24 protein-coding genes are annotated in these 23937 nt (G+C 48.2%); 7 read left to right on the forward strand and 17 right to left on the reverse strand.

Annotated elements, in window-relative coordinates:
* The first annotated feature begins 315 nt into the window (after positions 1 to 315).
* Complete coding sequence (locus tag LACZS1_RS10770; protein WP_070650306.1) at positions 316 to 1791, forward strand: amidase; 1476 nt, start codon at positions 316 to 318, stop codon at positions 1789 to 1791.
* 69 nt (positions 1792 to 1860) lie between these two features.
* On the opposite strand, the gene LACZS1_RS10775 is transcribed toward LACZS1_RS10770, so the two are convergent.
* The 13 genes from LACZS1_RS10775 to pplA form a co-directional block, all read right to left on the reverse strand.
* A complete protein-coding gene (locus LACZS1_RS10775; RefSeq protein WP_070650307.1) occupies positions 1861 to 2412 on the reverse strand; it encodes a cob(I)yrinic acid a,c-diamide adenosyltransferase in 552 nt (183 codons plus the stop codon).
* A 26-nt stretch (positions 2413 to 2438) separates the two neighbouring features.
* Positions 2439 to 2978 carry an ECF transporter S component gene (locus LACZS1_RS10780; protein WP_070650308.1) on the reverse strand — a complete coding sequence of 180 codons (540 nt, stop codon included), beginning with the start codon at positions 2976 to 2978 and terminating at the stop codon, positions 2439 to 2441.
* Entirely contained in the window at positions 2975 to 3364 is a 390-nt protein-coding gene (locus LACZS1_RS10785; protein ID WP_093997906.1) for a DUF4430 domain-containing protein, read from the reverse strand. The genes LACZS1_RS10780 and LACZS1_RS10785 overlap by 4 nt, the downstream gene beginning before the upstream one ends.
* Positions 3365 to 3390: 26 nt before the next feature.
* Positions 3391 to 5637, reverse strand: coding sequence for a ribonucleoside-triphosphate reductase, adenosylcobalamin-dependent (gene nrdJ / locus LACZS1_RS10790; protein WP_070650310.1), 2247 nt, complete (start codon positions 5635 to 5637; stop codon positions 3391 to 3393).
* Between the two features lie 194 nt (positions 5638 to 5831).
* Positions 5832 to 6275: a nucleoside 2-deoxyribosyltransferase gene (locus LACZS1_RS10795; RefSeq protein WP_070650311.1), complete on the reverse strand. Its 444-nt coding sequence runs from the start codon at positions 6273 to 6275 to the stop codon at positions 5832 to 5834.
* Between the two features lie 53 nt (positions 6276 to 6328).
* Entirely contained in the window at positions 6329 to 7174 is an 846-nt protein-coding gene (locus LACZS1_RS10800) for an alpha/beta fold hydrolase (protein WP_070650312.1), read from the reverse strand.
* A 9-nt stretch (positions 7175 to 7183) separates the two neighbouring features.
* Entirely contained in the window at positions 7184 to 7738 is a 555-nt protein-coding gene (nusG, locus tag LACZS1_RS10805) for a transcription termination/antitermination protein NusG (RefSeq protein WP_025013288.1), read from the reverse strand.
* A 102-nt stretch (positions 7739 to 7840) separates the two neighbouring features.
* Entirely contained in the window at positions 7841 to 8011 is a 171-nt protein-coding gene (gene secE / locus LACZS1_RS10810) for a preprotein translocase subunit SecE (RefSeq protein WP_010492112.1), read from the reverse strand.
* Positions 8012 to 8030: 19 nt separating this feature from the next.
* Positions 8031 to 8180 carry a 50S ribosomal protein L33 gene (gene rpmG, locus LACZS1_RS10815; RefSeq protein ID WP_075760979.1) on the reverse strand — a complete coding sequence of 50 codons (150 nt, stop codon included), beginning with the start codon at positions 8178 to 8180 and terminating at the stop codon, positions 8031 to 8033.
* A gap of 127 nt (positions 8181 to 8307) precedes the next feature.
* On the reverse strand, positions 8308 to 9267 hold the full coding sequence (locus LACZS1_RS10820) for a UbiA family prenyltransferase (RefSeq protein ID WP_070650313.1): 960 nt from the start codon (positions 9265 to 9267) through the stop codon (positions 8308 to 8310).
* Positions 9264 to 10202, reverse strand: coding sequence for a 1,4-dihydroxy-2-naphthoate polyprenyltransferase (menA, locus tag LACZS1_RS10825; RefSeq protein WP_070650314.1), 939 nt, complete (start codon positions 10200 to 10202; stop codon positions 9264 to 9266). Before menA ends, LACZS1_RS10820 begins: the two co-directional genes overlap by 4 nt.
* A gap of 37 nt (positions 10203 to 10239) precedes the next feature.
* Positions 10240 to 11307 (reverse strand): FAD:protein FMN transferase, encoded by a 1068-nt coding sequence (locus LACZS1_RS10830; protein ID WP_070650315.1) that lies wholly within the window; start codon positions 11305 to 11307, stop codon positions 10240 to 10242.
* 178 nt (positions 11308 to 11485) lie between these two features.
* Positions 11486 to 12397 (reverse strand): extracellular electron transfer flavoprotein PplA, encoded by a 912-nt coding sequence (gene pplA / locus LACZS1_RS10835; RefSeq protein ID WP_025013285.1) that lies wholly within the window; start codon positions 12395 to 12397, stop codon positions 11486 to 11488.
* Between the two features lie 287 nt (positions 12398 to 12684).
* Here pplA and LACZS1_RS10840 point away from each other — a divergent pair, with 287 nt between their 5' ends.
* From LACZS1_RS10840 to LACZS1_RS10865, 6 genes are all read left to right on the forward strand, one after another.
* Positions 12685 to 14583, forward strand: a complete 1899-nt coding sequence (locus tag LACZS1_RS10840) for an NAD(P)/FAD-dependent oxidoreductase (RefSeq protein ID WP_047105557.1) — start codon at positions 12685 to 12687, stop codon at positions 14581 to 14583.
* 187 nt (positions 14584 to 14770) lie between these two features.
* On the forward strand, positions 14771 to 15217 hold the full coding sequence (locus LACZS1_RS10845) for a NusG domain II-containing protein (protein WP_025013283.1): 447 nt from the start codon (positions 14771 to 14773) through the stop codon (positions 15215 to 15217).
* Complete coding sequence (locus LACZS1_RS10850; protein WP_070650316.1) at positions 15214 to 15777, forward strand: Gx transporter family protein; 564 nt, start codon at positions 15214 to 15216, stop codon at positions 15775 to 15777. The genes LACZS1_RS10845 and LACZS1_RS10850 overlap by 4 nt, the downstream gene beginning before the upstream one ends.
* A gap of 241 nt (positions 15778 to 16018) precedes the next feature.
* The gene (locus LACZS1_RS10855; RefSeq protein WP_093997901.1) at positions 16019 to 17200 is read left to right on the forward strand and encodes an RNA-guided endonuclease InsQ/TnpB family protein; all 1182 of its coding nucleotides are present in this window, start codon (positions 16019 to 16021) and stop codon (positions 17198 to 17200) included.
* A gap of 176 nt (positions 17201 to 17376) precedes the next feature.
* Positions 17377 to 18354, forward strand: coding sequence for a polyprenyl synthetase family protein (locus tag LACZS1_RS10860; RefSeq protein ID WP_070650318.1), 978 nt, complete (start codon positions 17377 to 17379; stop codon positions 18352 to 18354).
* Between the two features lie 792 nt (positions 18355 to 19146).
* Entirely contained in the window at positions 19147 to 19548 is a 402-nt protein-coding gene (locus LACZS1_RS10865; RefSeq protein WP_070650320.1) for a hypothetical protein, read from the forward strand.
* A gap of 444 nt (positions 19549 to 19992) precedes the next feature.
* On the opposite strand, the gene LACZS1_RS10870 is transcribed toward LACZS1_RS10865, so the two are convergent.
* From LACZS1_RS10870 to LACZS1_RS10885, 4 genes are all read right to left on the reverse strand, one after another.
* Positions 19993 to 20679, reverse strand: coding sequence for an NADPH-dependent F420 reductase (locus LACZS1_RS10870; protein WP_029345590.1), 687 nt, complete (start codon positions 20677 to 20679; stop codon positions 19993 to 19995).
* Positions 20676 to 21731, reverse strand: a complete 1056-nt coding sequence (locus tag LACZS1_RS10875; protein WP_274804370.1) for an LLM class flavin-dependent oxidoreductase — start codon at positions 21729 to 21731, stop codon at positions 20676 to 20678. The genes LACZS1_RS10870 and LACZS1_RS10875 overlap by 4 nt, the downstream gene beginning before the upstream one ends.
* Before the next feature lie 131 nt (positions 21732 to 21862).
* Positions 21863 to 22465, reverse strand: a complete 603-nt coding sequence (locus LACZS1_RS10880; RefSeq protein ID WP_070650321.1) for an ATP-binding cassette domain-containing protein — start codon at positions 22463 to 22465, stop codon at positions 21863 to 21865.
* Complete coding sequence (locus LACZS1_RS10885) at positions 22434 to 23936, reverse strand: hypothetical protein (protein WP_070650322.1); 1503 nt, start codon at positions 23934 to 23936, stop codon at positions 22434 to 22436. The genes LACZS1_RS10880 and LACZS1_RS10885 overlap by 32 nt, the downstream gene beginning before the upstream one ends.
* Position 23937: the final 1 nt, after the last annotated feature.

Below are 23937 nucleotides of genomic sequence, written 5' to 3' on the forward strand. Positions count from 1 at the left end.
AAGGCCGGCCACCTGACAGATAACTTCCAAAGAAAATCACTTGTCAGCCGGTCATGAATACATTTCGCAATTTTTCCACTGAAGCCACATGAGCACCTTCCACTTAATTATTGCGTTCATGTCTTCGTGGGTGCTTCGTCGCTATTATCTTGTTCCATTAAGTCCTTTGTTCACTCCTTCCTGTAAATCTGCCGAAAAGTTACGAATAATTGTAAGCAATTAGTTTTACTCAAAGAATAACTTGACAGTAAGATGGTTGTCAAAGATAACTAAAGTAGCATTGTTGTCAGGAAGACCTTCTTGGAGGAAAAATTAATGATTTCTTCAGCATTAGCCCAAGCTGCCGCGATTCGTGCCGGCGCCATTACCAGCGCCGACTTAATCGATGCGGCGGCCGATAAAATTGCCAAGCTCAATCCCAAACTGAATGCCATCACCTGGACAAGGTTTGCGGCTGCCAAACACGATGCCGCGCAACTGAAAGACACCGGCCAACCATTCTTGGGTGTGCCGCTGGTCTTGAAAGGCCTGGGGCAAAACTTCGCCGGCGCACCGGCCACAGCGGGCAGTCGACTATTCAAAGATGCCAAAGCTACCAGCACCAACAACTTTGTCAAGGCATTACAGGCACTGGGTTTTGTGATCATCGGTCAAAGTAATGTCCCGGAGTTCGGCTTTAAAAATATCACTGATGCCACGCTTTACGGTCCGGCACGCAATCCGTGGAATCTGGACTATTCGCCAGGTGGCTCTTCCGGCGGGGCGGCGGCGTTGGTCGCGGCTGGCATCAGTCTGCTTGCTGCCGGATCTGACGGTGGCGGTTCGATTCGGATCCCCGCTTCTTTTTCCGGCTTAATCGGCTTAAAACCTACCCGCGGCCGGGTGCCGACCGGGCCTGGTGAGTGGCGCGGGTGGCAAGGTGCTTCCATTAATTTTGCCTTGACCCGCACTATGGCTGACACTGAGGCCTTGTTGCGCGGACTGGCAACTACCCAATTAGCCGCACCGTTTATTGCGCCACCGCTGCATCTCGAAGACGTCAATGACCCGCGGCCGTTAAAAATCGCCTACACCACGCAATCGCCTGTCGGAACACCGGTTAGCGCAACGGCAGTCAAGGCAGTCGCGTTAGCCGTGGATGCGTTGCGCGCGGCTGGGCACACGGTTGTTGAAGCACAACCCGATGTGGATGGCACGGCATTGATGAAGGCTTATTATTTGATGAACGGCGGCGAGACGGCGGCCATGTTCCAAGCCTATACCGAGCAAACCGGCCGCGCGGTCACTGCGGAAGACGTCGAACCCGTCACGTGGGCCATTTATCAAGCCGGACTGCACACGACGGCCGCTGACTATAGCCGCTCGTTGGGAGTCTGGGATCAGGCAGCCGAAGCTTACAGTCATTTCCACGACAGCTATGATCTGCTGTTGACGCCAACGACAGCCAAAACGGCGCCGCGCATTGATGCCGAGTTACAATCACCTGCCATCGTCGATAAAATGAAACATGCAGCCGAGCTTGCGCTTGAAGAACAAAAGCAGCTCGTCTGGGATTTATTTGAGCCCAGCCTCGCATACTCGCCGTTCACCCAACAAGCCAACTTAACCGGCGCCCCGGCCATTAGCTTACCCACCGCGATATCACCGGATGGTCTACCACTAGGCATTCAGTTTGTGGCTGCGAAGGGTCGCGAAGATCAGTTACTGCGACTTGGTTATTGGTTCGAGCAGCACAACCTGTTACAAATGTATCCACTAAGCGAGTCGGATGATATTTCACAGGCAGAATAAACCATTCTCAATGACAATTTGCGTGCAAACGAAAAGCCTTAGTCCAGCAAAACCGGATTAAGGCCTTTTCTATCCCTTATGTGCTTTCTTACTTTTCACTTCAGGAACGCCTGCCTTGAAATTGACGTAACGTGCCAATGCAAAAAGGTAATCAGACAGCCGATTACTGTATTGCAAAACCACCGCAGTAACAGTCTTATCTCCCTCAGCCAGCAGATCCAGCGAGCGCTCTGCCCGACGTGCCACGGCGCGGCCATATTGCAACGCCGCTGCCAGCGGATGGCCACCGGGTAACACAAAAGCGGTGATGCGCGGCACCTGGGCCATCATGTCATCAATCGCATCTTCCAGTGCCTTGACATGCGCTTCGGTAATGGTGTGGTGCCGCGGCACCGCGACGTCAGCCAGCAACTCATAAAGCTCCCGCTGCCGATCCTCCAACGCCTGCGCAAGCCAATCAAATCCCGGCGTCGCAGTTGCTTGCGACGCGACATAGCCGAGCCATGAATCAAGCTCGTCCAAATCGCCCAGCGCAATAATTTGGGGATCATATTTCGGCACTTTCTTACCATTAATCTGTTTCGTGGCACCGTGATCACCGACTTTTGTGTAAAGTTTCATGCCGAGTCCTCTTTTCCGTAAGTGCTTTATCCGCGATTGAACCGTTTCAGTCCTTGTTGCAACACCAACAGTACAATCGGATAAAAAACAAGATTTCCGATCGCATGATAAGTATCAAACAACAAACCACTGATATAATACGCCCAAAAGCCCAGCCCATTCAAACTGCCGATGACCGCCATCCCCAGACTGACAACAAACCCGTAAAGATACCCAAGTAACCCGGCTAAGCCGATTTGGAGCCAGAGCAGGCGCCGGACAATCGGCAACATCAGCACAATCGCCTGTAACACGAGCATACAGATCATATAGGCCGCGATTTGCGGAAGCGTCCACAAGCCAAATCCTAAAACAAGGTTGGAGACCACCAGCGTACTGACGGTCAAGCCGAGTCCCCAGCGCAGCCCAAGTAACAACGTCACGACCATCAAAATATCTGTCACCGGCTGAACGTTGGGAATCGGCACTTTAACGATCCGCAAAACCGTGCACAAAGCCGTCAATAGACCAAGCAAAGCCACCGCCCGAACAGGCGATGGCTTTTTGGCTGACGCTGGCAGCTTCATTTGGTAACACTCAGGTCAAAAACGACTTTATCGTGGTTCTTGACCGGTTGCGTTGTGGCACCTTTTTTCGCCATCTTGCCATTGATGGTGTACAGCCAGTAGGTCTTCTTGGCAACATTTTGCTTCTTGCCGGCAATCTCAGTGATAAACCCTTTCGAAGCCTTGACCGACCAACCTTTTTTCAGACCGGTCATCACCACTGACTTTTTCGGCTGGGTAATCTTTTTCTTGGCAAACGCCTTGCCATTTTGCTTCAACTGGTAAGTGACCACAATTTGGTTCGGCTTGCTGCTGGATTTGGCAGCGCTGCTCGAACTGTTGCTGCACCCAGCTAGCACAAATATTGCTGCAAAAAAGACAACCAGTGAACGTAAAGCTTTCTTCAACATAACCTTCATTTTCCTCCGCATTTTTACTTAATTGGGCAAGCGCCGCCAGCACAATCCGTCTGGTCAACTAATTCCAGATCTTTTTGATCATGATTGGCATTTTGGGCGGCAAAAACAGCTGCGACCGATCCGTGAATCTTGGCGCACTTTTGCTGATAGGTGTCTGCATCAATCGGCTCTTTTGGTGCCTGCTTGAAGCCTGAGCCAACGTACGGCAACATGGATGTTGACTTGATCACGTGCCGATACTGTGACAACAAGCCGGCAATCTGATCGGCTTCTTCCGGCTGGAAGGTGACCGTGCAGCTGACCGCATTATCCGACCAGTATGTCTGCAAGAACGCCTGGGTCGCGATCTGTTCGGCAATTGAAACCGTCCCGGCCGAAGCAAATGCCGGATCATCGGCATGCGCCGCGCGAATCGGGAACTCGACAACCATCGTGTTCTTGGTGTAAACATCCGGCTCAATATGATAACCGCATGCTTTCAAAGCCGGCAGCAACGGATCGTTGGCCTGGAAACGAATACGCTGAATCAAATAACCAGCATAATGGAAGTGCATACCTTCTGAAACCCCTGCCAGCTTAGCAACGGTTCCCGATGGCTTAACCGTGGTGTGTTTGCGGGAAGGCTCACAGCCCAATGCATCGGAATAAGCCTGATCCGCATCAACCACCGCGTGATACAAGCCATCCACTGCTTGCTTGATTTCCGGGTTATAAATCGGCTTCTCAAGCATTTTACCGGTGTGCGGATCCACAACCGGTTCAAATCCGGATACGACGCGATGACCGAAATCATCCAGGAACCAATCCTGAATTCCGGACATCGAAATGCCGATGCGGCGATTCTTCCTAATAATATCACGGGAAACCTGCCAGTCGTAATTGCTGAAGGTTACCCGCTTGGCATACCGCGTTGCCAGTGCGAAGGCCTGCTTCAGCTTCCAGCCTTGTTGCACTGCAACGACCGGAAAGAGTTCAAACAGATTGCACGGTTCACCATTGGCTAACGAAATCTCGCCACATGGGTTGGTGCCTTCCACATCCGGATCGTTAGCCGCGTTTTCACCATCGACAATCCGGCCGAAGCGGCGTGATAAATCGAGGTTCACAACACCCGGTTCACCGTTTTTGGCAATGGCTGTCGCAATCGGTGCATAAGCGTCAAACTGCGTATCAATCGCGACACTGTTATTAGATGCCCAGCGGTGATGATAAAGCTTTTTTTGATCCTGCTTCATCGTGATGAACGCGTCATCATCGGCCGAGCCTAACGACATTTCCGCGGAACGCCGCACATTGCCGGCCACGACCGTCTTGCCGATCAAGTTGCCAATATCCGTGGCGTCAACCGCAGTCAACCGCTGGCCAACCCGGGCATTAAGCACCTTGTTAATATCCAGCAACATCTCGACTAATGGCATCGGGCCGGAAGCCGTGCCGCCAAAGCCATGAATCCGGGCGCCTTTTGGCCGAATCCGACTGATATCCAGTACCAGTTTGGTCTGACCACTAGGATTGGTCGTTGCAAAATGATGATCAATCACCTTTGCGTTGGCTAAAACCCAGCCTTCACGGGTATCAGGCAAAACGTAGCGATCATTATGCTCGGCTGCATGCGCCTGTTCCCAAGCTTCCCGATCAACCGCACCCATTTTCAGTGATTCCGCATAGCTGGCACTGCTGCGATCAATCACAATCGTCAGGTCAACGGCGTTTGCGACTGGCGGCAATTTGGCAATGTTGTCTTTGGTGACGGAAAAACCGATGCCGCCGCCTTTCATCAATTCGTCAAACATAAAGGAATACGGCATCGAGACAGCAGGCTGGTCAGCCGAAAAATCTGTCGGGACGATATGCGACTCACCATATGGCTGCGGGCGAATGGCGATAAACCAACAATTATTCAAGGCATCGCCATTGCGCTTTTGATAATCGGTTCCGGAAATCCACAGGTTACGGCCAGATGGCGTGCCGGCCAGCCCGTAAATAAGCTTGAAAAGATTCCGTGCCTCTTTTTGCAGTTCGTCCACGACTTCTGAATCGGGATTGGCTGTATGTAACCGCGGATCAAGGTTAATATTCCCCTCAACCACTCGTTTGACGGTTTCATCCCAATTCTCGGTACGTTGTTGATCCGGCAACCACCGGGCATAGGTCCGCTTATACGTGACCCACCCCAGTTCACCCCAGTGTGGCTTAATTTCTTTCTTGACCTCGGCAATAAAATCAGGTGCCAAGGTGATCGGTTTCATCATAACTTGCATAGCTGTCCCTCCCGTATACAAGATATGGTATAGCCAAACGAACCTAATATCAAGATATAGATTAATCAATAACAAATTGTCAATGTTGGCAACCACCTGCTCAACGCGGGCTGCACGGCTTTTTAAAAATACAGGCGAAATTAAAAAATCGCCAGCGCAAGAAAACGCTGGCGACATCTGATCTATTTGTGGATTTAAAAGACTGGTCCGACATACGGCCGCACTAACACATGGTCCAAATCAAGACTTTTAAGCTCGGCCAAATCATTCACAAAGCAGGTAATCGATCCTGCCAACATCAGATTCATTTTCATCTCGCCAAGCTGAAGCGCCACGATTGGCATGTGGTGCGCATAGGCGTACCCGATCTCAAATGCCGTTCCCGGATCGGGGTTTTCACCGACATAATCCAGAATGGCGACTAAGACCGTCGAGCGGTGCAGACCCTGAATGTCTTCACCAAACACCTGCCGCTGCCACCCTGGTGAGTTCGGCGTTAACCCCGCCTTATTCGTGTCATCGCGCGGTGAAAAAATAGCGGTGACCGATTCATTTGCATGCAAAGCTGCCAAAACCTGATCAAGCCGCTCAATCTGAGCAGGATCAAAAAACGGTGCAGCCAAATATACTTCTGCCATATTTGTTTACTCCTTGAGCGGCTTCTGTCCGCAAAACTTTAATTCAGCAGCACTTAAAAGTCGCGTTGCCGCTGCCATAAATATTCGGCGATATCATGATCCACCAACCGATTCTCGTGTAGTAGACTATGGGCTGCCCGCGGTCCGCGAATCACAACTTCGGTATAATCTTTAATCCGATCCTTCACTAAATACCGCACGGCAAAGCTGCTGCTGATCGCCACTTCGCCATCGTGGCGCCCACCCAACATCAAATCGCCGGCAATATTCAACCACCGCAAATCTGGCGGCAAGTTGGTAATCGAACGTTGAAAGTACTGATAGATCGGCGCCGTGTGCTCCGGTCCTTGACGAGTCAACGGCCAATTAAGAATCGGCGAACGCCGCGCAACCTCCACATCATTCATCGGTGCGGCAATCGTCACCAAATTAGCAACCGGAACGGCAGGTTGGCTCAATAAATACAGCACCGCCGTCACCCCGCCCATCGAATGCGCGACCAAATTAACCCGCGTAAACGCCTGCTGCTCCTGCAAAGCGGCGATCACATGCTTTAACCCGCGCAACTGGGCAGCGGGCCGCACCGTTTTGTCCGTATACAACACCTGAACGGCAGCGTGGTGATTCAGATTCAACTGTCCGCGCAAATGAACGCTGCTATCCGGGGCGACAATCGCCACGACATCCTTACTTAAGCCATAACGCCGCTGCATACGCCACAACATATGGCCAAACGAATACCGCGTCCCCAGATGCCCGGGAATAAACAACGTCGGCGTTGGATCCATCACGAGCGGAACCGGCGCGTAGCCAGTCCGGGCCAACAAAAGATAGTCTGCAAGGCCACCGACAACGATAATCACGCCCAGCGTCACAAGAATCCAGAACCAGCCGCTCATACGCGTTACCTACAGCTTGTCGACTTGATCAAAGTCCAATTCAGCTGTCACTTCACGGTCAAACATTTCCGTAACAACTTTCAACTTCATCTTATCCTTATCAACTGCCGTCACTTTACCATGCATGCCGGTAAAGGCACCGTCGATAATCGTCACTGGCTCGCCCACATCAAACTCAACATTCTGATGACGCGTGCTCATGCCCATCGAATGCAGGACACTGGCAACTTCTTCCGGCAGCAAAGGCGCTGGCTTTGAACCGGCACCATGTGAACCGACAAACCCCGTAACTCCCGGCGTATTCCGGACCACAAACCAAGACTGGTCAGTCATGACCATTTCAACCAACACATAGCCAGGAAAAGTCTTCTTCATCTCGACTTTATCCTTACCATTCTTTTGTTCATGTTCCTCTTCTTCAGGAACGACCACCCGAAAAATATAATCATCCATATTCATGCTGGTCGTCCGCTGTTCAAGGTTCGTCTTCACCTTATTCTCATAACCGGAATAAGTGTGCAACACGTACCAATGTTTCTCTGCCGATGTTACTGTTTCAGCCATAATGCGTCTCCTTTTTGTGTTTTGAGTCAAAATAAAAAACCGTCATCGAAGGCGGTTTTGCGCTGCTCATAGTATAGCAAAGATGAAGCGGTTTGTCAGGCTTTAATACAAGAACGCCTGAAAGATCATGTTAATGACCCAATCTACCGCCGCAAAATAAATGGCAAAGATAATGGAAGTCATGATGACGGTAAACGTATCACGCCGTGTCTGTTTCGCGGTCGGCCACGTAACAGCCTTCATTTCCGCAAAAACACTTTTGATAAATTTCATCAGTCTGCTCCTTCCATTATTACTTGGTTTCTTGGTGAACCGTTACCCGGCCACAATGTTTACAAAATTTTCTTAAAGTTAACCGTTCCGTTCGCTTCGGGTTTTCGGGAACAAAATAATTCCGTTGCCCACAAACCGAACAAGCTAAAGCAACTTTCTTTACTGACATCTTGTTCCCTCCAGTCACGTCCAATATGATACCAAGGTTGTCCATGAATAGCAAGCGTCAGCAAACAAAGACGGCACCATCTTTAGTGCCATTAATATTTCGTTATTATAAGTATCTGAGGTCATTTTTAAAAAAGTATCCCCAACCACAACGTCACCAACAACACCCCACCAAAGCTCAAGAGCGAACGAATGGTGAAAATAAAAGTTTTGTCTTTACTAGGTGAATTGGTATAGGCCCTTGTGTTGTGGAGCACCAGTGGCCATGTCGCCAGTACCAGCAAACTCCAAATCGGCAGGATGCCAGTAACGATGCCGAGTAATAAGGTGACAAAGGTGGTAAACGGAATCAGCCGGTACCAACGCAAGGCACGCTTTTTCCCGAGGTAATAGGGCAATGTGTAGCGTTCATTTTTCACGTCTTGTTCCAGATCGGCGATGTTGTCGGCAAACATGACCGCTGCGTTCAGGATGACAATCGGGAGAACGGCGATGAATAACTGCAGCAACCACCCGAGATTCAGTGAAAATGCAAATGTGCGGCGGCCCAAGACGAGATCTAAGGGTTGCGGTGCCTGCATGTTGATCAGCACGGCAATCGTGAATGTGCCGAAGCCTTCGACGATTCCGGCCAGTAATTCGCCAAGTGGGAGCCGAGATAAGGGGATTGGACCAAACGTATATAGAATGGCGATGCCAACGCCAATGGCACCGATGACCAGAAGGCTGAGATTCGTGCGCATCACAAGAAGCAGGCCAAGAACGACACTCACTAATAGCATCAGAATCGTCAACGCCAACATCCCCCAAGGTGACAGATGCTCGCGACCGATGATATTTTGTTGTTGCTGATAACTACGGTCCTTGGCTTTGAAGTAGTCTTGCACGTTGTTGAAACCAGTGACAAACAAAGCAATGGCGAGCTGGGCCAGACCGTAAAGCAGGCTGTTGACCCAGGAAAATTGTTGAAAAGCCCATGCGGCGTAACTAATGCCTAGCGCATACGGGAGCATGCTCGCTGCTTTTGCCGGTAAGCGAATAAATTCAAGAAACAACGGCCAAGTTAGGTGTTTGTATGGTTGCGTCATAACAAGACCCCCATTCCCAGGCCGAGGGTTAATAAGCCATTTTCCAAAACCAGGTTCACGACGGCGGTGTGGAACGTTCGTGGCTTGCTTGGGTCCCGAATAAAACGATGGACGTTGCGAATGACCAGTGGCCACGCCAATTCAATCAGCAATGCCCAGCTCGGCAAGGCGCCAAACACAACTGCTAACAAGACCGCGAGGAAACCAACATAGGCTAACAAGGCGTAAACCCGCGGTGCCCACCAGTGACCTAAGTACATGGGCAACGTATGCCGATGATTCCGCTCATCTTCCTCCAAGTCAGCCATGTTGTTGGCTAGCATGACGTTGGCAATGGTGGCCATTGGCGTAATGCAGGTCAAGCCTAAAGCGATAATGGCAATAAAATCGCCACGCAAGACAATCGTCGGCCATCCCCAGTCCAGTGCGATCAATTTTCCGGGGGCAATATTAATATAAGTGGCAATCACCGGAATGCCCAAGCCCATCACGACACCGGAAAAAATTTCTCCCAATGGCAACCGCGACAATGGCAACGGTCCCCAAGTATATAAGATGCCGATTGCAAAACAGGCCATCCCCATCAACAACACAAGCCAGTCAGTCCGCACAACCAAAACAATCCCAAGCAACGAGGCGCCTGCCAGCATCCCGATAATGATTCGGCTAACTAGCTTCGGATTTAACTGCTCCCGGCCGATCACATTAACGGCTTGCTGATAATGTTCATCTTTGGCTTTACGATAATCCATCAAGTTGTTTAGCGCCGTGGTCATCATGTCAAAAAGCAACATCGCCACCAGGAATAACCCCGTGTTCACAGCATCAAAGCCGTGAAAGTAACTCACTGCAAATAACGTCCCAATCGCAAACGGCAAAATACTTGCCAGCTTCGTGCGAATTTCCACCAATTCCAAGAAAATCGGTAGCGTCATCAACTTCCCCCTCTTTAAACCGCGCCATTTCACGCTCTCATTTAGCGATTTTCGCCAGCGTGTAGCCGGAATGTTTGAACAGTTTGAAACTGTCTTTCAATCCCGAGCTGACGTAAACTTTTTTGTCCTTGGTGACAAAAATGGCATCGGCATATTTCAGCTTTTCGATATATGCCATCCCATCGACTAACCCTTTATCGAACGTTGCCGTTGACAAGGCGTCGCCGTCGACACTTTTGTTGGTGACGATCGAAACGCCCATCAGTTCATTGTCAAACGGGTAGCCGGTTTTGGGATTCATAAGGTGCATATAAACTTTACCATTAACTTTGAGATAGCGCTCGTAGATTCCGGAAGTTACAACGGTTTTGTTACTGGCAGGCAAAGTGCCAATGGCCGTCCCTCGTGGCTTTTTCGGATCCTGAATGCCGACATTCCAGTCTTTTTTCGCATCTTTGGGGCTCTTGCCCATGACGAAAATATTACCGCCTAAGTCAATAATAGCGGTGGTAACATGTTGTTTCTTGAGTGTCTTAACGACTTCATCGGTGATGAACCCCTTCGCGATGCCGCCAAGATCAATGGCCATGCCTTTTTTCTTCAGGTAAACGGTCTGTTGCTTCTTATTAAGAAGGACATCTTGGTAATGCACCAACGGCAGCTTGGCATCAATTTCGCTTTGTGCCGGTTTGCGGGCATCGGCAAAGCCAATGTGCCACAGGCTGGTGATCGGTCCAATCGCCAAATCAAACGAGCCATTGGAATTCTCGCTGTAGTGTTTGGCCGCCGCGATCACGCGATAAACACTCGGCGTCACGTGAACCGGCTTAATCCCAGCGTTTTGGTTAATCTTATCGACTTCCGACCCCTTTTGATTGACGGTCAGCTGATCGGCCAGCTGTTGGATCCGGGAAAAAGCAGCATCTAACGCCTCTTGCTTGCCCTTGTCGTATATTTTAACCGTGACAACCGTGCCCATCAAAAACTGGGTATCCGAATAAGGGTCGCCTTCGACCAACGTGCGTTTAGCTGCAGGCTTGCCGGAACAGGCAGTCGCTACCAATGCCAGCAGCATCAGTAAAACGACGACAACTCTTTTCTTCATCTAAATATTCCTCCAAAAGTGAGCGTGAACCGGCACAATCATCCGGCTGCAGAGCCATTATACGGGGTTTTGTAGGCATAAGAAAAGAACCTGCTCAGAAGAAGTATTCCGAACAAGTCCTTACTTAAGCTACTAGACTAACAATCAGTCCAACCGCTTCGATCGTGAAACCAACAAATTAGTTGTTGTAAACAATGTTGTCAACTTCGATCTTGTTCGTGTTGCCATTTTGTGCAGCATTGACCAGTTGATCAGCATATAAGATGAAGGTATCGGAACTGTGGGTCGCGCCGGAAACCACATCAACCTTGGCTGGTGACTGCTTAGCAACCAACGACTTATTCAGTTCCGGAATGTATTCCTTCGGGCCAACCTTGTTGACTTTCTTCATATTAGCTTCGTACTTGGTGTCAAGTGTCTTGGACTTGCCATCTTTATTGACGTTGTCATAGTTACTTTGCGTAATCTTGCCGTCCTTGACGGTGATGGAGAAGGTAACCCGATAACCATTGAAGTAGTTCTTTTCTTCAAGTGTATAGGTGCCGTCTTTCATCTTGCCGGTATTGTTCACTTCAATCGGCTTGGTGTCACCGGCTTGGGCAGCCTGAATCAATTGTTGTGCATAGTTCTTGAAGGTCAGGCTGGAGTCAGTCGCACCTGAGATCACATCAATTGCCCCAACATTTGTCCCGTTCTTCTGGAACGACTTGTTCAATTCAGGAATATATTCTTTTGGCCCAACCTTAACCTTGGACTTCATTGATTTTTCATAGGCAGCGTCCTTGGTCTTGGATTTACCATTCTTGTCAACGTAGTCATACTTAGTAGAAGTAATCTTCCCGTCTTTGACTGTCATGGCCATTTCAACTTTATAGCCATGGTCATAGCCGGTTTCATTCAGCTTGTAAGTACCATCCTTCAGCGGACCGCCGGCAACTTGCTTTTGGGCTGATGACTTCTTCACCACTTTGCTGCTGGAAGCCTTACTGCTGGACGAATTTTTGCTGCTTGAACTACTGCTGCATGCACTTAAAACCAAAGTGGACAGTGCAACAACGGCTGTCCCCGTCACAACTTTACTTAACTTCATGACATTTACCCCTTTTGCAGTTCATTACTGCGATATTGTGTTCTCAATCACATATTTAGTTTAGCCAGTCAAATCAAAAAAATCAACTAAACTCGGGTATTATAAGCGCTTTCTCATTTTCTTAGATTTGTTTCGAAAGCGTATTTTTGTGTCTTTTTACACAAAAATGTCCGGATTTGGAAAAAGAGAGCTAGAACGTTAGACATTAAGCAAAATTAAAGGCTATAATGACTTGGATACATACTTCACAAAAGTATGGATATTGCAAATGGTAAGGAGTGTTATGCATGGCGAAAACCAATATCGTCGTGGTTGGCGCGGGGTTTGCCGGGGTTTATGCGACAAAGCACCTGGCCAAGCACTACAAACGCAACAAAGACGTGACGATCACGCTGATCGATCGCCACTCGTACTTCACTTATGTCACCGAACTGCACGAAATCGCAGCGGATCGTGTCCCGGAAGATGCGATTCAATACGATTTGCAGCGGCTATTCAATCGACGTAAGAACGTCAAGATTGTCACCGATAACGTGACAGGTATTGACCGCGACAAGAAGGAAGTGGTCACGGAAAACGGCCGCTTCCCTTACGACTATGTGATCTTGGGGATCGGATCACAACCAAATGATTTCGGAACACCAGGCGTTGCCGAACACGGTTTCACTTTGGGTAAGTGGGAAGACGCGATTCGGTTGAAACGCCACATTGAAGATGTCGTGCGGCGCGGTTCCGAAGAACACGATCCGGCTAAGCGCAAAGCTCTTTTGTCAATCGTCATTGTCGGTTCCGGCTTTACCGGTACCGAAACAATCGGCGAGCTGCGTGACTGGCGCGATACCCTCGCCAAACAGTACAAGCTAGATCCGAACGAAATCCAATTTAGCCTGATGGAAATGGCGCCGACGATCATGAATATGCTGGATCGTTCAGACGCGAACAAAGCCGAACGTTACATGGAAAAACGCGGCATCAAGGTCATGAAGAATACCGGCGTTGTCGGCGTTCATGAAGACCATGTCGATCTGAAAGACGGTTCCACTTTCCCAACCTGCACGCTGGTTTGGACAGCAGGGGTCAAGGCAACGGATCAGGCCAAAGACTTTGGCCTGAAACAAGGACGGGCTGGCCGAATCCTGGTTAAGAACAACATGGAATCGCAAGACGATCCAAGTATTTACGTTGTCGGCGATGTCTCACTGGTTGATCAAGACGGCACCGGCCGCGGCCAACCGCAAATCGTTCAAGGCGCCGAAGCAACCGCGCATACTGCCTTGACCAACATTGAAGCCAAGCTGGAAAATAAGGAGCAGATTGAATACAAAGCTAACTATTCCGGATTCATGGTCAGCTTAGGTTCCAAATATGGTGTTGCCAACATCATGGGTTGGTTGCATCTCTCCGGCTTCTTTGCGATGTTGATGAAGCACTTAGTCAACATGCTCTACTTCATCCAAATTTATTCCGGTTATTATTTATTCCAATACTTCATGCACGAATTCTTCCGGACCCGCAACGAACGTAATATGTTCCGCGGCCACCTTTCCCGTCAAGGCAACGTACTATGGACGGTGCCTGCCCGGCTCACGTTAGGCGCGATGTGGCTGATTGATTGCTGGCCGAAGATTCAAGGCAAGGAGTCATGGTTCATTGATAAGCTGCGCCTGCCATTTAGTTGGCTACAACCAGCTGCTACCAGCGGTGCTTCTGCCGCCGGTGCCGATGCCACCAGCGCCGCTTCCGGTGCGGCAGCCGGCGCGGCCAAGGCTACCAAGACTGTCTTTTCACTTTCCTATCAGTATGGGAATGATCCGATGATGGTCTTTGATAAAATGCCGAACTGGTATTACAGCATTACCAAGACCTTGATTCCTAACCAGCAAGTGGCGTTCTTCATGCAAAAAGCGATGACGATCATGGAAATTCTGATTGGCCTCGCCTTGATTGCAGGTCTGTTCACTTGGTTAACCTCGGCAGCCACCATTGCTTTTGTCGGTGTGTTCTGCCTAAGTGGCATGTTCTACTGGGTCAACATTTGGATGATTCCGATGGCCCTTGCCTGCATGAACGGCTCCGGCCGCGCGTTCGGGCTTGATAAATGGGTTGTCCCTTATCTCCAGAAAGTCTTTGGCAAATGGCGCTATGGAACACCGCAATCACTTTACGGTACCGATGCACTCAAATAATTGTCACGATAACGCGTTTAACGGCGCAGAAGACTCTGGGTGGATTTTGCCTAGAGTCTTTTTTCAAGAGCGGGAAGCTGCTGCGGCCATGTTCTGTGGCGTGCAGTGCTCCCCGTCCTTGACGTTCACGTCCCTCTTTTCATTGACCGATGCGAACGACTGATTTTTGTTAGATTGGAGCTTGACCATGAAACGGCCGAATACATTCAAACGCTATCTTAAAATGATTCGCCCTTTTGACTGGATCATTGTCGGCGGCCTGTTTCTTGCAGCCTTCATCCCCTACCTCATCTTCGGCATTCAGGAAAATCAGCAGCAACAAGAAGCCTCGCAGCGCGTTTTAACAGCCGTAGTGACCCATGATGGCCACGAGGTTTATCGAAAAAGGTTAACCGGCCACACTGGCACGACCCAATTCACTTATCGCGCCAAAGACGGCGACTGGAATAAGATCGAAGTTCAAGGTGCCGGCATTGCGATTACCGAAGCCAACTGTCAGGATCAGGTTTGCGTCCGCCGCGGCCGAATCACCAAACCCGGACAAACCATTGTCTGCCTGCCGCACAAATTGTTGATTGAAATTAAATCGAACAAAGGCGGCAGTAACAATACGGGAGGCATGGTGACCGAATGAGCATTTATAAAGCCGACCGCACCCGGCAATATATTTATATTGCCTTGCTCTGTGCCCAAGGCGTCATTATCGGCTTACTGGAGCGCATGATTCCCTTCCCGTTTGCGTTTGCGCCCGGTGCCAAACTAGGCTTAGCCAACCTCATCACCATCATCTCGCTGTTCACGATGTCCATTTCGGATAGCTTCGTCTTGCTGTGGTTGCGCCTTTTGCTCACCACCTTGCTAGGCGGCACCCTCTCAACGTTCCTATACAGCGGAGCCGGGGCACTCCTGTCTTGGCTGGGGATGCTGCTCATCAAACAACTGGGGGAAAAACGCGTCAGCATGATCGGTATCTCGGCCGCTGGCGGCATTTTGCACAACGTCGGCCAACTACTAGTCGCATCATTGATCGCCCAAAGCTGGACGGTGATGCTCTACCTGCCGATCTTAGCCTTTATGGGCATTCTCGCCGGCATCGCAGTCGGCATTGCGGCTAATTTCCTTTTTGAACACATTGATATCTTACGCCGCCTGCGCTACGACCGAAGCAAGCGACGTAAAAAAGGAGGATGTTAACAGCACTCAAATATGACGAACCATATGGAATTAGGCGGTACAACATGGACAGAATAATTAAGTGGAAGCTGTCCGTGTGTTCAAACCAAGTTAACTAGCGAAATGTATTGACAAGAGCCTGAATCGGTACTGTATGATGGTTCTTACCAAAGTTCCGCTAGCTAGCCTTGGGTTGAACGGCTTACTCTGAGCTTCCTCTCAAGTGGCGTTTAACCAGCTAATTGAGAGGAGGTGACAACTTTTGATTAAAATGCATAAGATTAAACTCTATCCCAATGCAACCATGCGGCGTGAACTGGAGCGGTTGTTTAACTATCGCCGGTTTTGCTGGAATCAAGCCCTCGAAACGTGGAATGCCATGTACGATGCGTCCCTAGTGATGGCCGATAAAACTTTGCGTCCTAATGAACGCAAAGTGCGGGACGAACTGGTCTGGAACAAAGCCGATTGGCAGTACGAACAGTCAGCCCGAGTTTTGCAGCTTGCTGTAAAGGATCTAGGTAAGGCATGGAAGAACTACTTCAATCCAAAGATGCCAGATCACGATAAGCCCAACTGGAAATCTAAGAAACGATCCCGCAAAACGTTCAAAACGGATCGGGCACAACTTGTGAATGGCAAGTTACGTTTAGATAAACCTCATGGTGCTGGTGCCTGGTATGACATCAAACTAGCTGAGCAACCGCGCTGGCAAGGTCAGCTTAAACAGGTATGTGTCGTTCAAGACGCTGACGGTTACTATGCCTCCTTTTCAATTGAGGTTCAAACTTCTGTTGAAAAGCGACCGGTTCTAACTGTCACTGGGATTGATGCCAATATCGGCAAGTTTGACTATCAAACGTCAACCGGCTATGCCACTCAACCCACCTTGCCTGAACGTCTGCCACCACTTTACGCCCGCATTGCTCATTATCAGCGCCAATTAGCCCGCAAACGGAAAGTAAATCCCAAGCATTTTAACTCCGCGGCTTATCGCACAACGAGAACCAAGTTGAAGCGTCAATACCAACGAGTTGAACGGATTCAAACGGATTTGCTGCAAAAGTTTACGACGATGCTCGTCACTGATTATGACCTAATTGGGATTGAGGATCTGGATAATCGCCACATGCGCATGAATAAACGTCTCGCCAAGAACCTGCATCGATCACTGTTTGGCAAGTTTAAAGTGATCATGCAGTACAAGGCTGACTGGTATGGGAATACGTTAGTGCTGGCGGATCGGTTTTACCCTAGTACTCAGCGTTGTTCACGATGCGGTTATGTGAAAACCGCTGATGAACGCATCACGCTGAGTGGCAACTTGAAACATCGTACGGGTCACGATGACTATCATTGTTATCAATGTGGCGTGAAGTTGCGGCGAGACGAAAATGCCGTTGAAAATCTTGTGGCTTATGCGAAATCGAAGGTTACGGGGTAGGCTATACCCTTAAAGTTCAGGAGGCGGTCACTGTCATGATGAATTATTTCAGAGTGGGAATACCGTTGTTGACGGGACTAAATGAAATGTAAGATTGTCAATCAAGAAAGGAAATATATAAAACCTTTATTGGTGTCAAAGAGACATTCTTCCACGTTTTATATAACAGCGACACAATGAAAATTCATCCCATGTGGCATGAATACCCGACGTTGGCGCCTGAATTGTCCTCAGCACTAACGTTAATTGAAAAACAGATTACCACCAACAATACGCCAGTGGCTGAAGCTATCCTGGAGATGATCAACGGCGGCGGCAAGCTGTTGCGTCCGGCCTATTGTCTGCTCTTTTCGCGTTTTCAGGATACGGATCGGGAGAAAATGATTGCCTTGGCAGCAGCGATCGAGACCTTGCACACGGCAACGCTCATTCACGATGACATCATCGACAAATCGCCAACCCGTCGCAACCAGATCACGATTCAAAAACAATTTGGCCCGGAGACCGCGGTTTATGCCGGCGACTATCTCTTCGTAGTCTGCTTCAAGCTCCTGGCCCATTACGCCTCAAGCCTCCGCAGCATTCAACAAGACAGCGGCAGCATGGAAAAAATCCTCAAAGGCGAACTGGACCAAATGGCCACCCGCTACCAAACCGACATCACCATTGACGACTACCTCAAACAGGTTTCCGGCAAAACCGGTCAGCTTTTTGCCTTAAGTTGTTTTGTCGGTGCCTACGAAAGCGGCGGTAACAACAATTTCGCCAAAGCTGCCGAAAAAATCGGCATGGACATCGGCATTGCCTTCCAGTTGCTCGATGACATCCTCGACTATACAAGCAACGGCGACACCCTCGGCAAGCCGGTTTGCGAAGACGTCCGCAGCGGGGTCTATTCCGCCCCGTTGATTCTAGCCATGCAGCGCGATCGCCAAGCCTTTTTGCCGTTGCTTGCCAAAAAGGACCAAATCTCCGATGCGGAAATGGATACGCTTCGTGATTTGGTCATCCAATATGAAGGTGTCAAGCAAGCCTACGCCATGGCCCGACAACATACCGAACAAGCCATCGCCGGTTTAAAGAAGTTGCCGGCCGGGCCGGCGCAGGACGATCTGATCCGCTTGACGAGCAGCTTACTGAACCGGAAAGCCTAGACATGTTTGATTGAACGCAAAAAAGAAAACCCACGGTGCTTTCTCACCATGCCAATTGGCAGATGAGGAAACGCCGTGGGTTTTTGTTTGAAGCTTCGATCAATCTACTAGTAAGATTGTAACCGGTTAGAACGTTAGGCAATTGGTAACGCAGAGGTAGGCTATCAGGTAGGATTTCGTTTAGCTAGCAAAGCTTAAGAGACTAACAGCTTTTTCCATGGGACCATTTAAGGCCACAGACCCAAGATTTGACCGATGCCGCTTATGACACAAACAATTCCCAGACTAATAAGACCAATCCTTCGCTGTTTGATCATCTCCGGGCGTCTCCGATACTTTAACCAAGCTGCGTCAATAACCCCGAGAATTATAAACACAATCACCATAATTAAGGTGAAAAGGACAATTCTAACGGGTAAGGGCATTAGTTTCTTCCTCCATGCAGGGCTTAACGTCTCTACAAGTAGGCTACTACATGAACTGCAAGAATAGCCAAATTAAAAATTAACGTTGCTTATGTGCTATAAAACGCTTGTTATTCCGATTGAAGAGACTCATCTTAAATTGACATGATGCTACATGCTCATGAGTCGATACCGAGATGAGGATCAAAAACACAGTGGTTAACGTGCATCAGTGCCCCAACGAATACTTGAACTCAATTTGGGCTTGTCCTCGATCTAAGATGGCCTGACTAAATAAATGCAAAATACATCGTAATCCTATATAATCCACGTGAACTCAGATTTCAAACATCGGTCAGGCATCTTTTTAATATAGCGGGTAAACATTATGGTAAAAGACAATAAGATTTTGACCATCAGCAAAAAAATCATCAACTACGCCGTTTTTCCTCTTACTTTGGCAATCGTTGTCGGACTATCTACACCTGGATCGTTTATTTATCAGGCATTTAACAACGATAATAACGCTATCCCTCTATCCTCCTTAACGCCCACCCCGACAAAGCTTACCATCACACCATATGAGTTGGGCAACTATACCGTTTATGTCGATTACACTGCTCCGCAAGTGCGCGCTTCACGTTCAACAATGGAGAAGCGTTTCAAACATTTCAAAGCCACGATTAATGCTGCTATTGCTCAAAAGAAGGGGCTTCGGTTTAGATACAACACGACTTTTGACAATGGCACTAACAGTGAGGTGTGGGGTGTAAATTTAACGGTTAAGTGAATCTCTTTTAGAAACATCTCAATGTTCCGCTCAATATATTTGATGTTCTTGGCATTGGAAATCACGGATCAAAAAGCGCACAGGCTTATACCTATACTGAATTGCTGCGACATAGGTATGAGTCTGCACGCTCTTTAAATATAAAATCGTTTACTGGAAAATTATCCAGAACAAGGCTTGGATCACCGGCGAAGTTATCAAACCAACAACAATACCGCCCAAGAAAATCAAAATATAAGCAGCCTTCCTGCTTATTGTTCTCCTGCTTTTCATTCATTAACCCCCAACACAATAGATAGCCCGGGTACCTAAAGAGCTTGTTTGTTATTGTCAGTCTAACAATTTCATTTCATTTAAACAATCAATTATAGAAGCAAAAAAGCAAGGTATCTCAGCTTTCAAAAAGCTGTATGCCTTGCTTTTATACCAAATCCCCGTCACCCATTAATGACTATGAACCTTTGCCGCTATCCGCTTACCGAACTCGGTCTGATCAAAATGATCAATGATGTCCTTGACTTCAGCGTAACGCAGGCTGGCGCCGAATAGCGGACTGCCCGGTTCGGTCATGATGCCATCTGCCAGATTGTTGTGGACAACCGTGTCGAAGCCCATTGTATCAACAAAGGCAGCCACTGTGGCAACAGCGTCAGGATCGTTGCCGGTGACGAAGAGCGCCTTCCGTCTCGGGTCGCCTTTTGGTCGCGCCTCTTCTTGCAGATTGTGGTAGCCCATGTGATTGAACGTTTTGACGATTTTGGCATCTTTGAAATAAGCCTGAACCTGTTCGCTGGAAGTCGTGTCCGGATCTAAGACTTCTTCGCGAATGCCGTCCGTTTCCCACCAGTAATTCATGGCATCAATGACCAGTTTGCCTTTCAATAAGTCTGCATCGATGTTCTTGTAGCGACTGAGCGGGATCGCCAGCAGGATGATGTCACTGTTGGCAACGACATCCGCATTCTCTGACGCAATGGCGCCGGGTACTAAGGTTTTGATGGTTAAGGCGATTTTCTTGACGGAGCCTGAACCGGAAATCCGCACTGTGTAGCCGGCGTCCAGCGCCAAACCGGCCAGTACGATGCCGACTTTTCCTGCGCCAAGAATGCCTACGCGTTGAATGGCCATTATTTCACCGCCGCCTTTTCTGCCAAAATCTCTTTAACCCGCGGAATGACTTTCGTACCATACAACTCAATCATACGCTCGCGCTGAGCTGCGGTCTGGTTGCCGGCACCATAAACGAGATCGAAGCGGCCGAGATCGAGCAGGTCAATTGTTTCGGCCATGCGCCGCGCGACGGTCTCGGGGTTGCCGACGTAGAACGAACCTACCTTAGTCTCACCGTCAAACTGTTCACGACTCATCGGTGCCCAGCCACTGGTCAACCCAATGCGATCAAAGTTGGCTTTGATATTTTTAAACGCCACTTCGACAGCTTCATTCTCGTCATCAGCAATGAACCCATGCGAGTGCACGGCAATTGGAAACTCCGGCTTGCCGAGTTCTTTGGCAGCTGCGTGATATAGCTCAATATACGGTTTGAACCGGCTGGCTTGCCCGCCAATGATCGCAATGATCACTTTGTAACCGAACTTAACCGCGCGAATCACGGATTCCGGCGAGCCGCCAATGCCAATGTAAGTCTCAAGTTTACCGTTTTCGGTCTTCGGATAAACTTCCTGATTTTTCAAAGCAGCACGGAACTTACCCGACCAGGTCACTGCCTTTTCATTGCGCAACGCGTCGTATAGCCCCAGTTTCTCATTAAATAGGTCGTCATAATCGGTTAAGTCATAGCCGAATAAGGGAAAAGACTCGGTGAACGAGCCGCGTCCCAGCATGACCTGCGCCCGCCCATTGGACAGCGCATCCAAAGTTGCGAATCGCTCATAAACCCGCACAGGATCATCAGAGCTGAGCACGGTGACCGCCGTTGCCAACTTGATCTGCTTGGTCACTGCTGAAATCGCCGCCAAAACCGTTTCCGGACTCGAAACGCTATAGTCCGGCCGGTGATGTTCGCCAACCCCAAAGACCTGAATGCCCAAGTCATCGGCCAGCTCACCTTCGCGCACAATCTGACGAATGGATGCAGCGGCGGTCTGTAAACTGCCGTCTTCATTTGCCACAATGTCACCAAAAGTTTCAAGTCCAAACTGTAAATGCTCAATGTCTACCATCGAAAATGCCTCCCATGCGTGTTACTTACTTTTTGTAAGCTAGTAACGACATCATAGAATATTTTGGGCGAGAAAGCAACCACAAGACTTTGAATATAGGAAAGGACATGATCAACTTGTCAAATCAATTTTCACTTTGCTATTTGCACTGAACGATAAGCCAATAAATCAGCATTCTGGTCAACATGGGTAACGAAAAGAATAACCGCACCTTCTGTAGCCATTTCATTTATCAAGTCTGCAATACATCGCATGCCACTCGTATCAATTCCAGAAAAGAACTCATCAAGCATCAACATTTTGGGTTCTTGAAGCCAAAACAAGAGAAATGTTAATTTCATGACTGTGCCTAGCGACAGCGCCGACGTTAGTTCGTTGTAATATGCTCCAAGTTTCATCTTTTCCAGTAAATACGGCAATTTTGCCAGCCTTTGTCGATTGATTTTATCAAAGGAAATCAAAAAATCCACATGTTCTTTGGCGCTTAAGTTGGGATCCAGTATATTCCCGTCATGAAGATAAACGATCTCCTCTCGCATTAAATCAGTGTCGATTACCCCTTCGTTTGGTAATAGGTCAAACGCGAGTAACTTAAGGAGCGTTGTCTTTCCAACCCCGTTCGACCCCATGATTCTATAGATGCTTCCCGAGGAAAAATGCAAAGAAAGGTCTCGAAATAGTACATTATCATCGTAAGAAAAGCTAACGTTCTTTACCCGAACCTGATTGCCCATATCTTCCCCTCTTTATACATAATGAGACCACTGTTAGCAGAGCTAATACACTCAGCGTTGCAGTGAGCGTCATTGCAGTTTCCAAAATGATGAATAGTTGTATATTGATTCTGTCGACAACAAGTAGCGTCAACGGCAAAGCACTACAAGGCGCAACAAAAGCCAAAGAGATACCCTCAATAATCGTTCTGAAAGATTTTACACGAAGCTGCTCTCTAATTTCAAAAGCATTGGTATCATGATTTCTCGTATATCCCAGTAAACCCTTCAATTGATAAACCACTGCCATTAAGTAAGAGATACTAAGGGTGGCCAGAATTTGTAATCCCACTTCCAAAAATGAAAGTCCTTTAATCCAGCTGAAAAGTAGGATCAAAAAGACTAAAGGCATTAATTTAACGGTGAGGTACACCAGAAAGGAGCATAGACACCGATGTACAAGCATCTCTAAGTGATTATTCCAAATAAATATTTGTTTATGAACATTTATTTCAAAATAACCTGGAAGATTATTAATAATCGTCTGATACAGAACCATGGTGCTGTAATAAATTGTGACAAACACGACCAACAACGAGTATCTTTCATCTACGCTGCTCATTAGAAGTGCAAGCCCACTACTGCTGATAAAGTAAAACCATGTGCCAATCTGTCCAGTATCTTTGATCGCTAAGAAAATGGCACTTTTCACTGGAACCTTCATGTATGACCACTTGAAACTGATTGGCTTACGATATTTGTAAAGTCCAAAAAAGACTATCAAAATCAATACTAAAAATAGCACATACTGCGGTTCAAAACTGAAAAAGGATGCAGCAGTTAAAATGTTTTCGTTTAAAAAAATTCTTATAAACTCGACGCATAAACTTTTCCCCACACTTGCTGTGAATACAAATGCAAAAATAAGTACAAGTACATTCTTTACAAGCTCGTTCCTCAGCCACTTCTCCAATGAAAAGTGCATAAAAGTAATGCGTGCAATGCCCAATGTCGCCAGAAAGAGACTGCCAGAAAGCCAACAAACGCCGCGAAGATTTTCTATCGTCAGCGTTATAAGAAAGAGCAAAAAAGGTATTCGCGTAATGGAGATAATTGCTCTTATACAAAATGCAGCCTTCAACAAACTTGAGGAAATGCCCGAACGCACTCCGAATCTTATTATTGGTTGATTCAAGGACATGAGGCAAAGCGACTTTAAATCCTGATAATAAATGACGGCGTTGGCCGCAACAAGAATTCCAAGTACTTCAGGAACATTTAAAGTGAACCCAGACCACACCATCATAATTTTCTTGATATCGTCAAGAAGGACTCCTGATATCAAGATTTCTCTAAGAATCATTATTGAAGCGGCCAAGCCGGATAAGTTGATCATTCCCCAAAGCCAAACTGTCTTTCTAGCGGAGAGTGTATCAACAAAAGGAACGCCAGAAAGACCTCTTTTTAACGAAACCGCCAATACTTCAATCATC

The organism is Lacticaseibacillus zeae subsp. silagei (assembly GCF_030770335.1).
Lineage (GTDB): Bacteria > Bacillota > Bacilli > Lactobacillales > Lactobacillaceae > Lacticaseibacillus > Lacticaseibacillus zeae.

What these genes read in the sequence shown, in the direction of transcription:
- LACZS1_RS10770 (WP_070650306.1), top strand. Translation starts at nt 316, where the DNA reads ATGATTTCTTCAGCATTAGCCCAAGCTGCCGCGATTCGTGCCGGCGCC.
- LACZS1_RS10775 (WP_070650307.1), bottom strand. Translation starts at nt 2,412, where the DNA reads ATGAAACTTTACACAAAAGTCGGTGATCACGGTGCCACGAAACAGATT.
- LACZS1_RS10780 (WP_070650308.1), bottom strand. Translation starts at nt 2,978, where the DNA reads ATGAAGCTGCCAGCGTCAGCCAAAAAGCCATCGCCTGTTCGGGCGGTG.
- nrdJ (WP_070650310.1), bottom strand. Translation starts at nt 5,637, where the DNA reads ATGCAAGTTATGATGAAACCGATCACCTTGGCACCTGATTTTATTGCC.
- LACZS1_RS10795 (WP_070650311.1), bottom strand. Translation starts at nt 6,275, where the DNA reads ATGGCAGAAGTATATTTGGCTGCACCGTTTTTTGATCCTGCTCAGATT.
- LACZS1_RS10800 (WP_070650312.1), bottom strand. Translation starts at nt 7,174, where the DNA reads ATGAGCGGCTGGTTCTGGATTCTTGTGACGCTGGGCGTGATTATCGTT.
- nusG (WP_025013288.1), bottom strand. Translation starts at nt 7,738, where the DNA reads ATGGCTGAAACAGTAACATCGGCAGAGAAACATTGGTACGTGTTGCAC.
- secE (WP_010492112.1), bottom strand. Translation starts at nt 8,011, where the DNA reads ATGAAATTTATCAAAAGTGTTTTTGCGGAAATGAAGGCTGTTACGTGG.
- rpmG (WP_075760979.1), bottom strand. Translation starts at nt 8,180, where the DNA reads ATGTCAGTAAAGAAAGTTGCTTTAGCTTGTTCGGTTTGTGGGCAACGG.
- LACZS1_RS10820 (WP_070650313.1), bottom strand. Translation starts at nt 9,267, where the DNA reads ATGACGCAACCATACAAACACCTAACTTGGCCGTTGTTTCTTGAATTT.
- menA (WP_070650314.1), bottom strand. Translation starts at nt 10,202, where the DNA reads ATGACGCTACCGATTTTCTTGGAATTGGTGGAAATTCGCACGAAGCTG.
- LACZS1_RS10830 (WP_070650315.1), bottom strand. Translation starts at nt 11,307, where the DNA reads ATGAAGAAAAGAGTTGTCGTCGTTTTACTGATGCTGCTGGCATTGGTA.
- pplA (WP_025013285.1), bottom strand. Translation starts at nt 12,397, where the DNA reads ATGAAGTTAAGTAAAGTTGTGACGGGGACAGCCGTTGTTGCACTGTCC.
- LACZS1_RS10840 (WP_047105557.1), top strand. Translation starts at nt 12,685, where the DNA reads ATGGCGAAAACCAATATCGTCGTGGTTGGCGCGGGGTTTGCCGGGGTT.
- LACZS1_RS10845 (WP_025013283.1), top strand. Translation starts at nt 14,771, where the DNA reads ATGAAACGGCCGAATACATTCAAACGCTATCTTAAAATGATTCGCCCT.
- LACZS1_RS10850 (WP_070650316.1), top strand. Translation starts at nt 15,214, where the DNA reads ATGAGCATTTATAAAGCCGACCGCACCCGGCAATATATTTATATTGCC.
- LACZS1_RS10860 (WP_070650318.1), top strand. Translation starts at nt 17,377, where the DNA reads ATGAAAATTCATCCCATGTGGCATGAATACCCGACGTTGGCGCCTGAA.
- LACZS1_RS10865 (WP_070650320.1), top strand. Translation starts at nt 19,147, where the DNA reads ATGGTAAAAGACAATAAGATTTTGACCATCAGCAAAAAAATCATCAAC.
- LACZS1_RS10875 (WP_274804370.1), bottom strand. Translation starts at nt 21,731, where the DNA reads ATGGTAGACATTGAGCATTTACAGTTTGGACTTGAAACTTTTGGTGAC.
- LACZS1_RS10880 (WP_070650321.1), bottom strand. Translation starts at nt 22,465, where the DNA reads ATGGGCAATCAGGTTCGGGTAAAGAACGTTAGCTTTTCTTACGATGAT.
- LACZS1_RS10885 (WP_070650322.1), bottom strand. Translation starts at nt 23,936, where the DNA reads ATGATTGAAGTATTGGCGGTTTCGTTAAAAAGAGGTCTTTCTGGCGTT.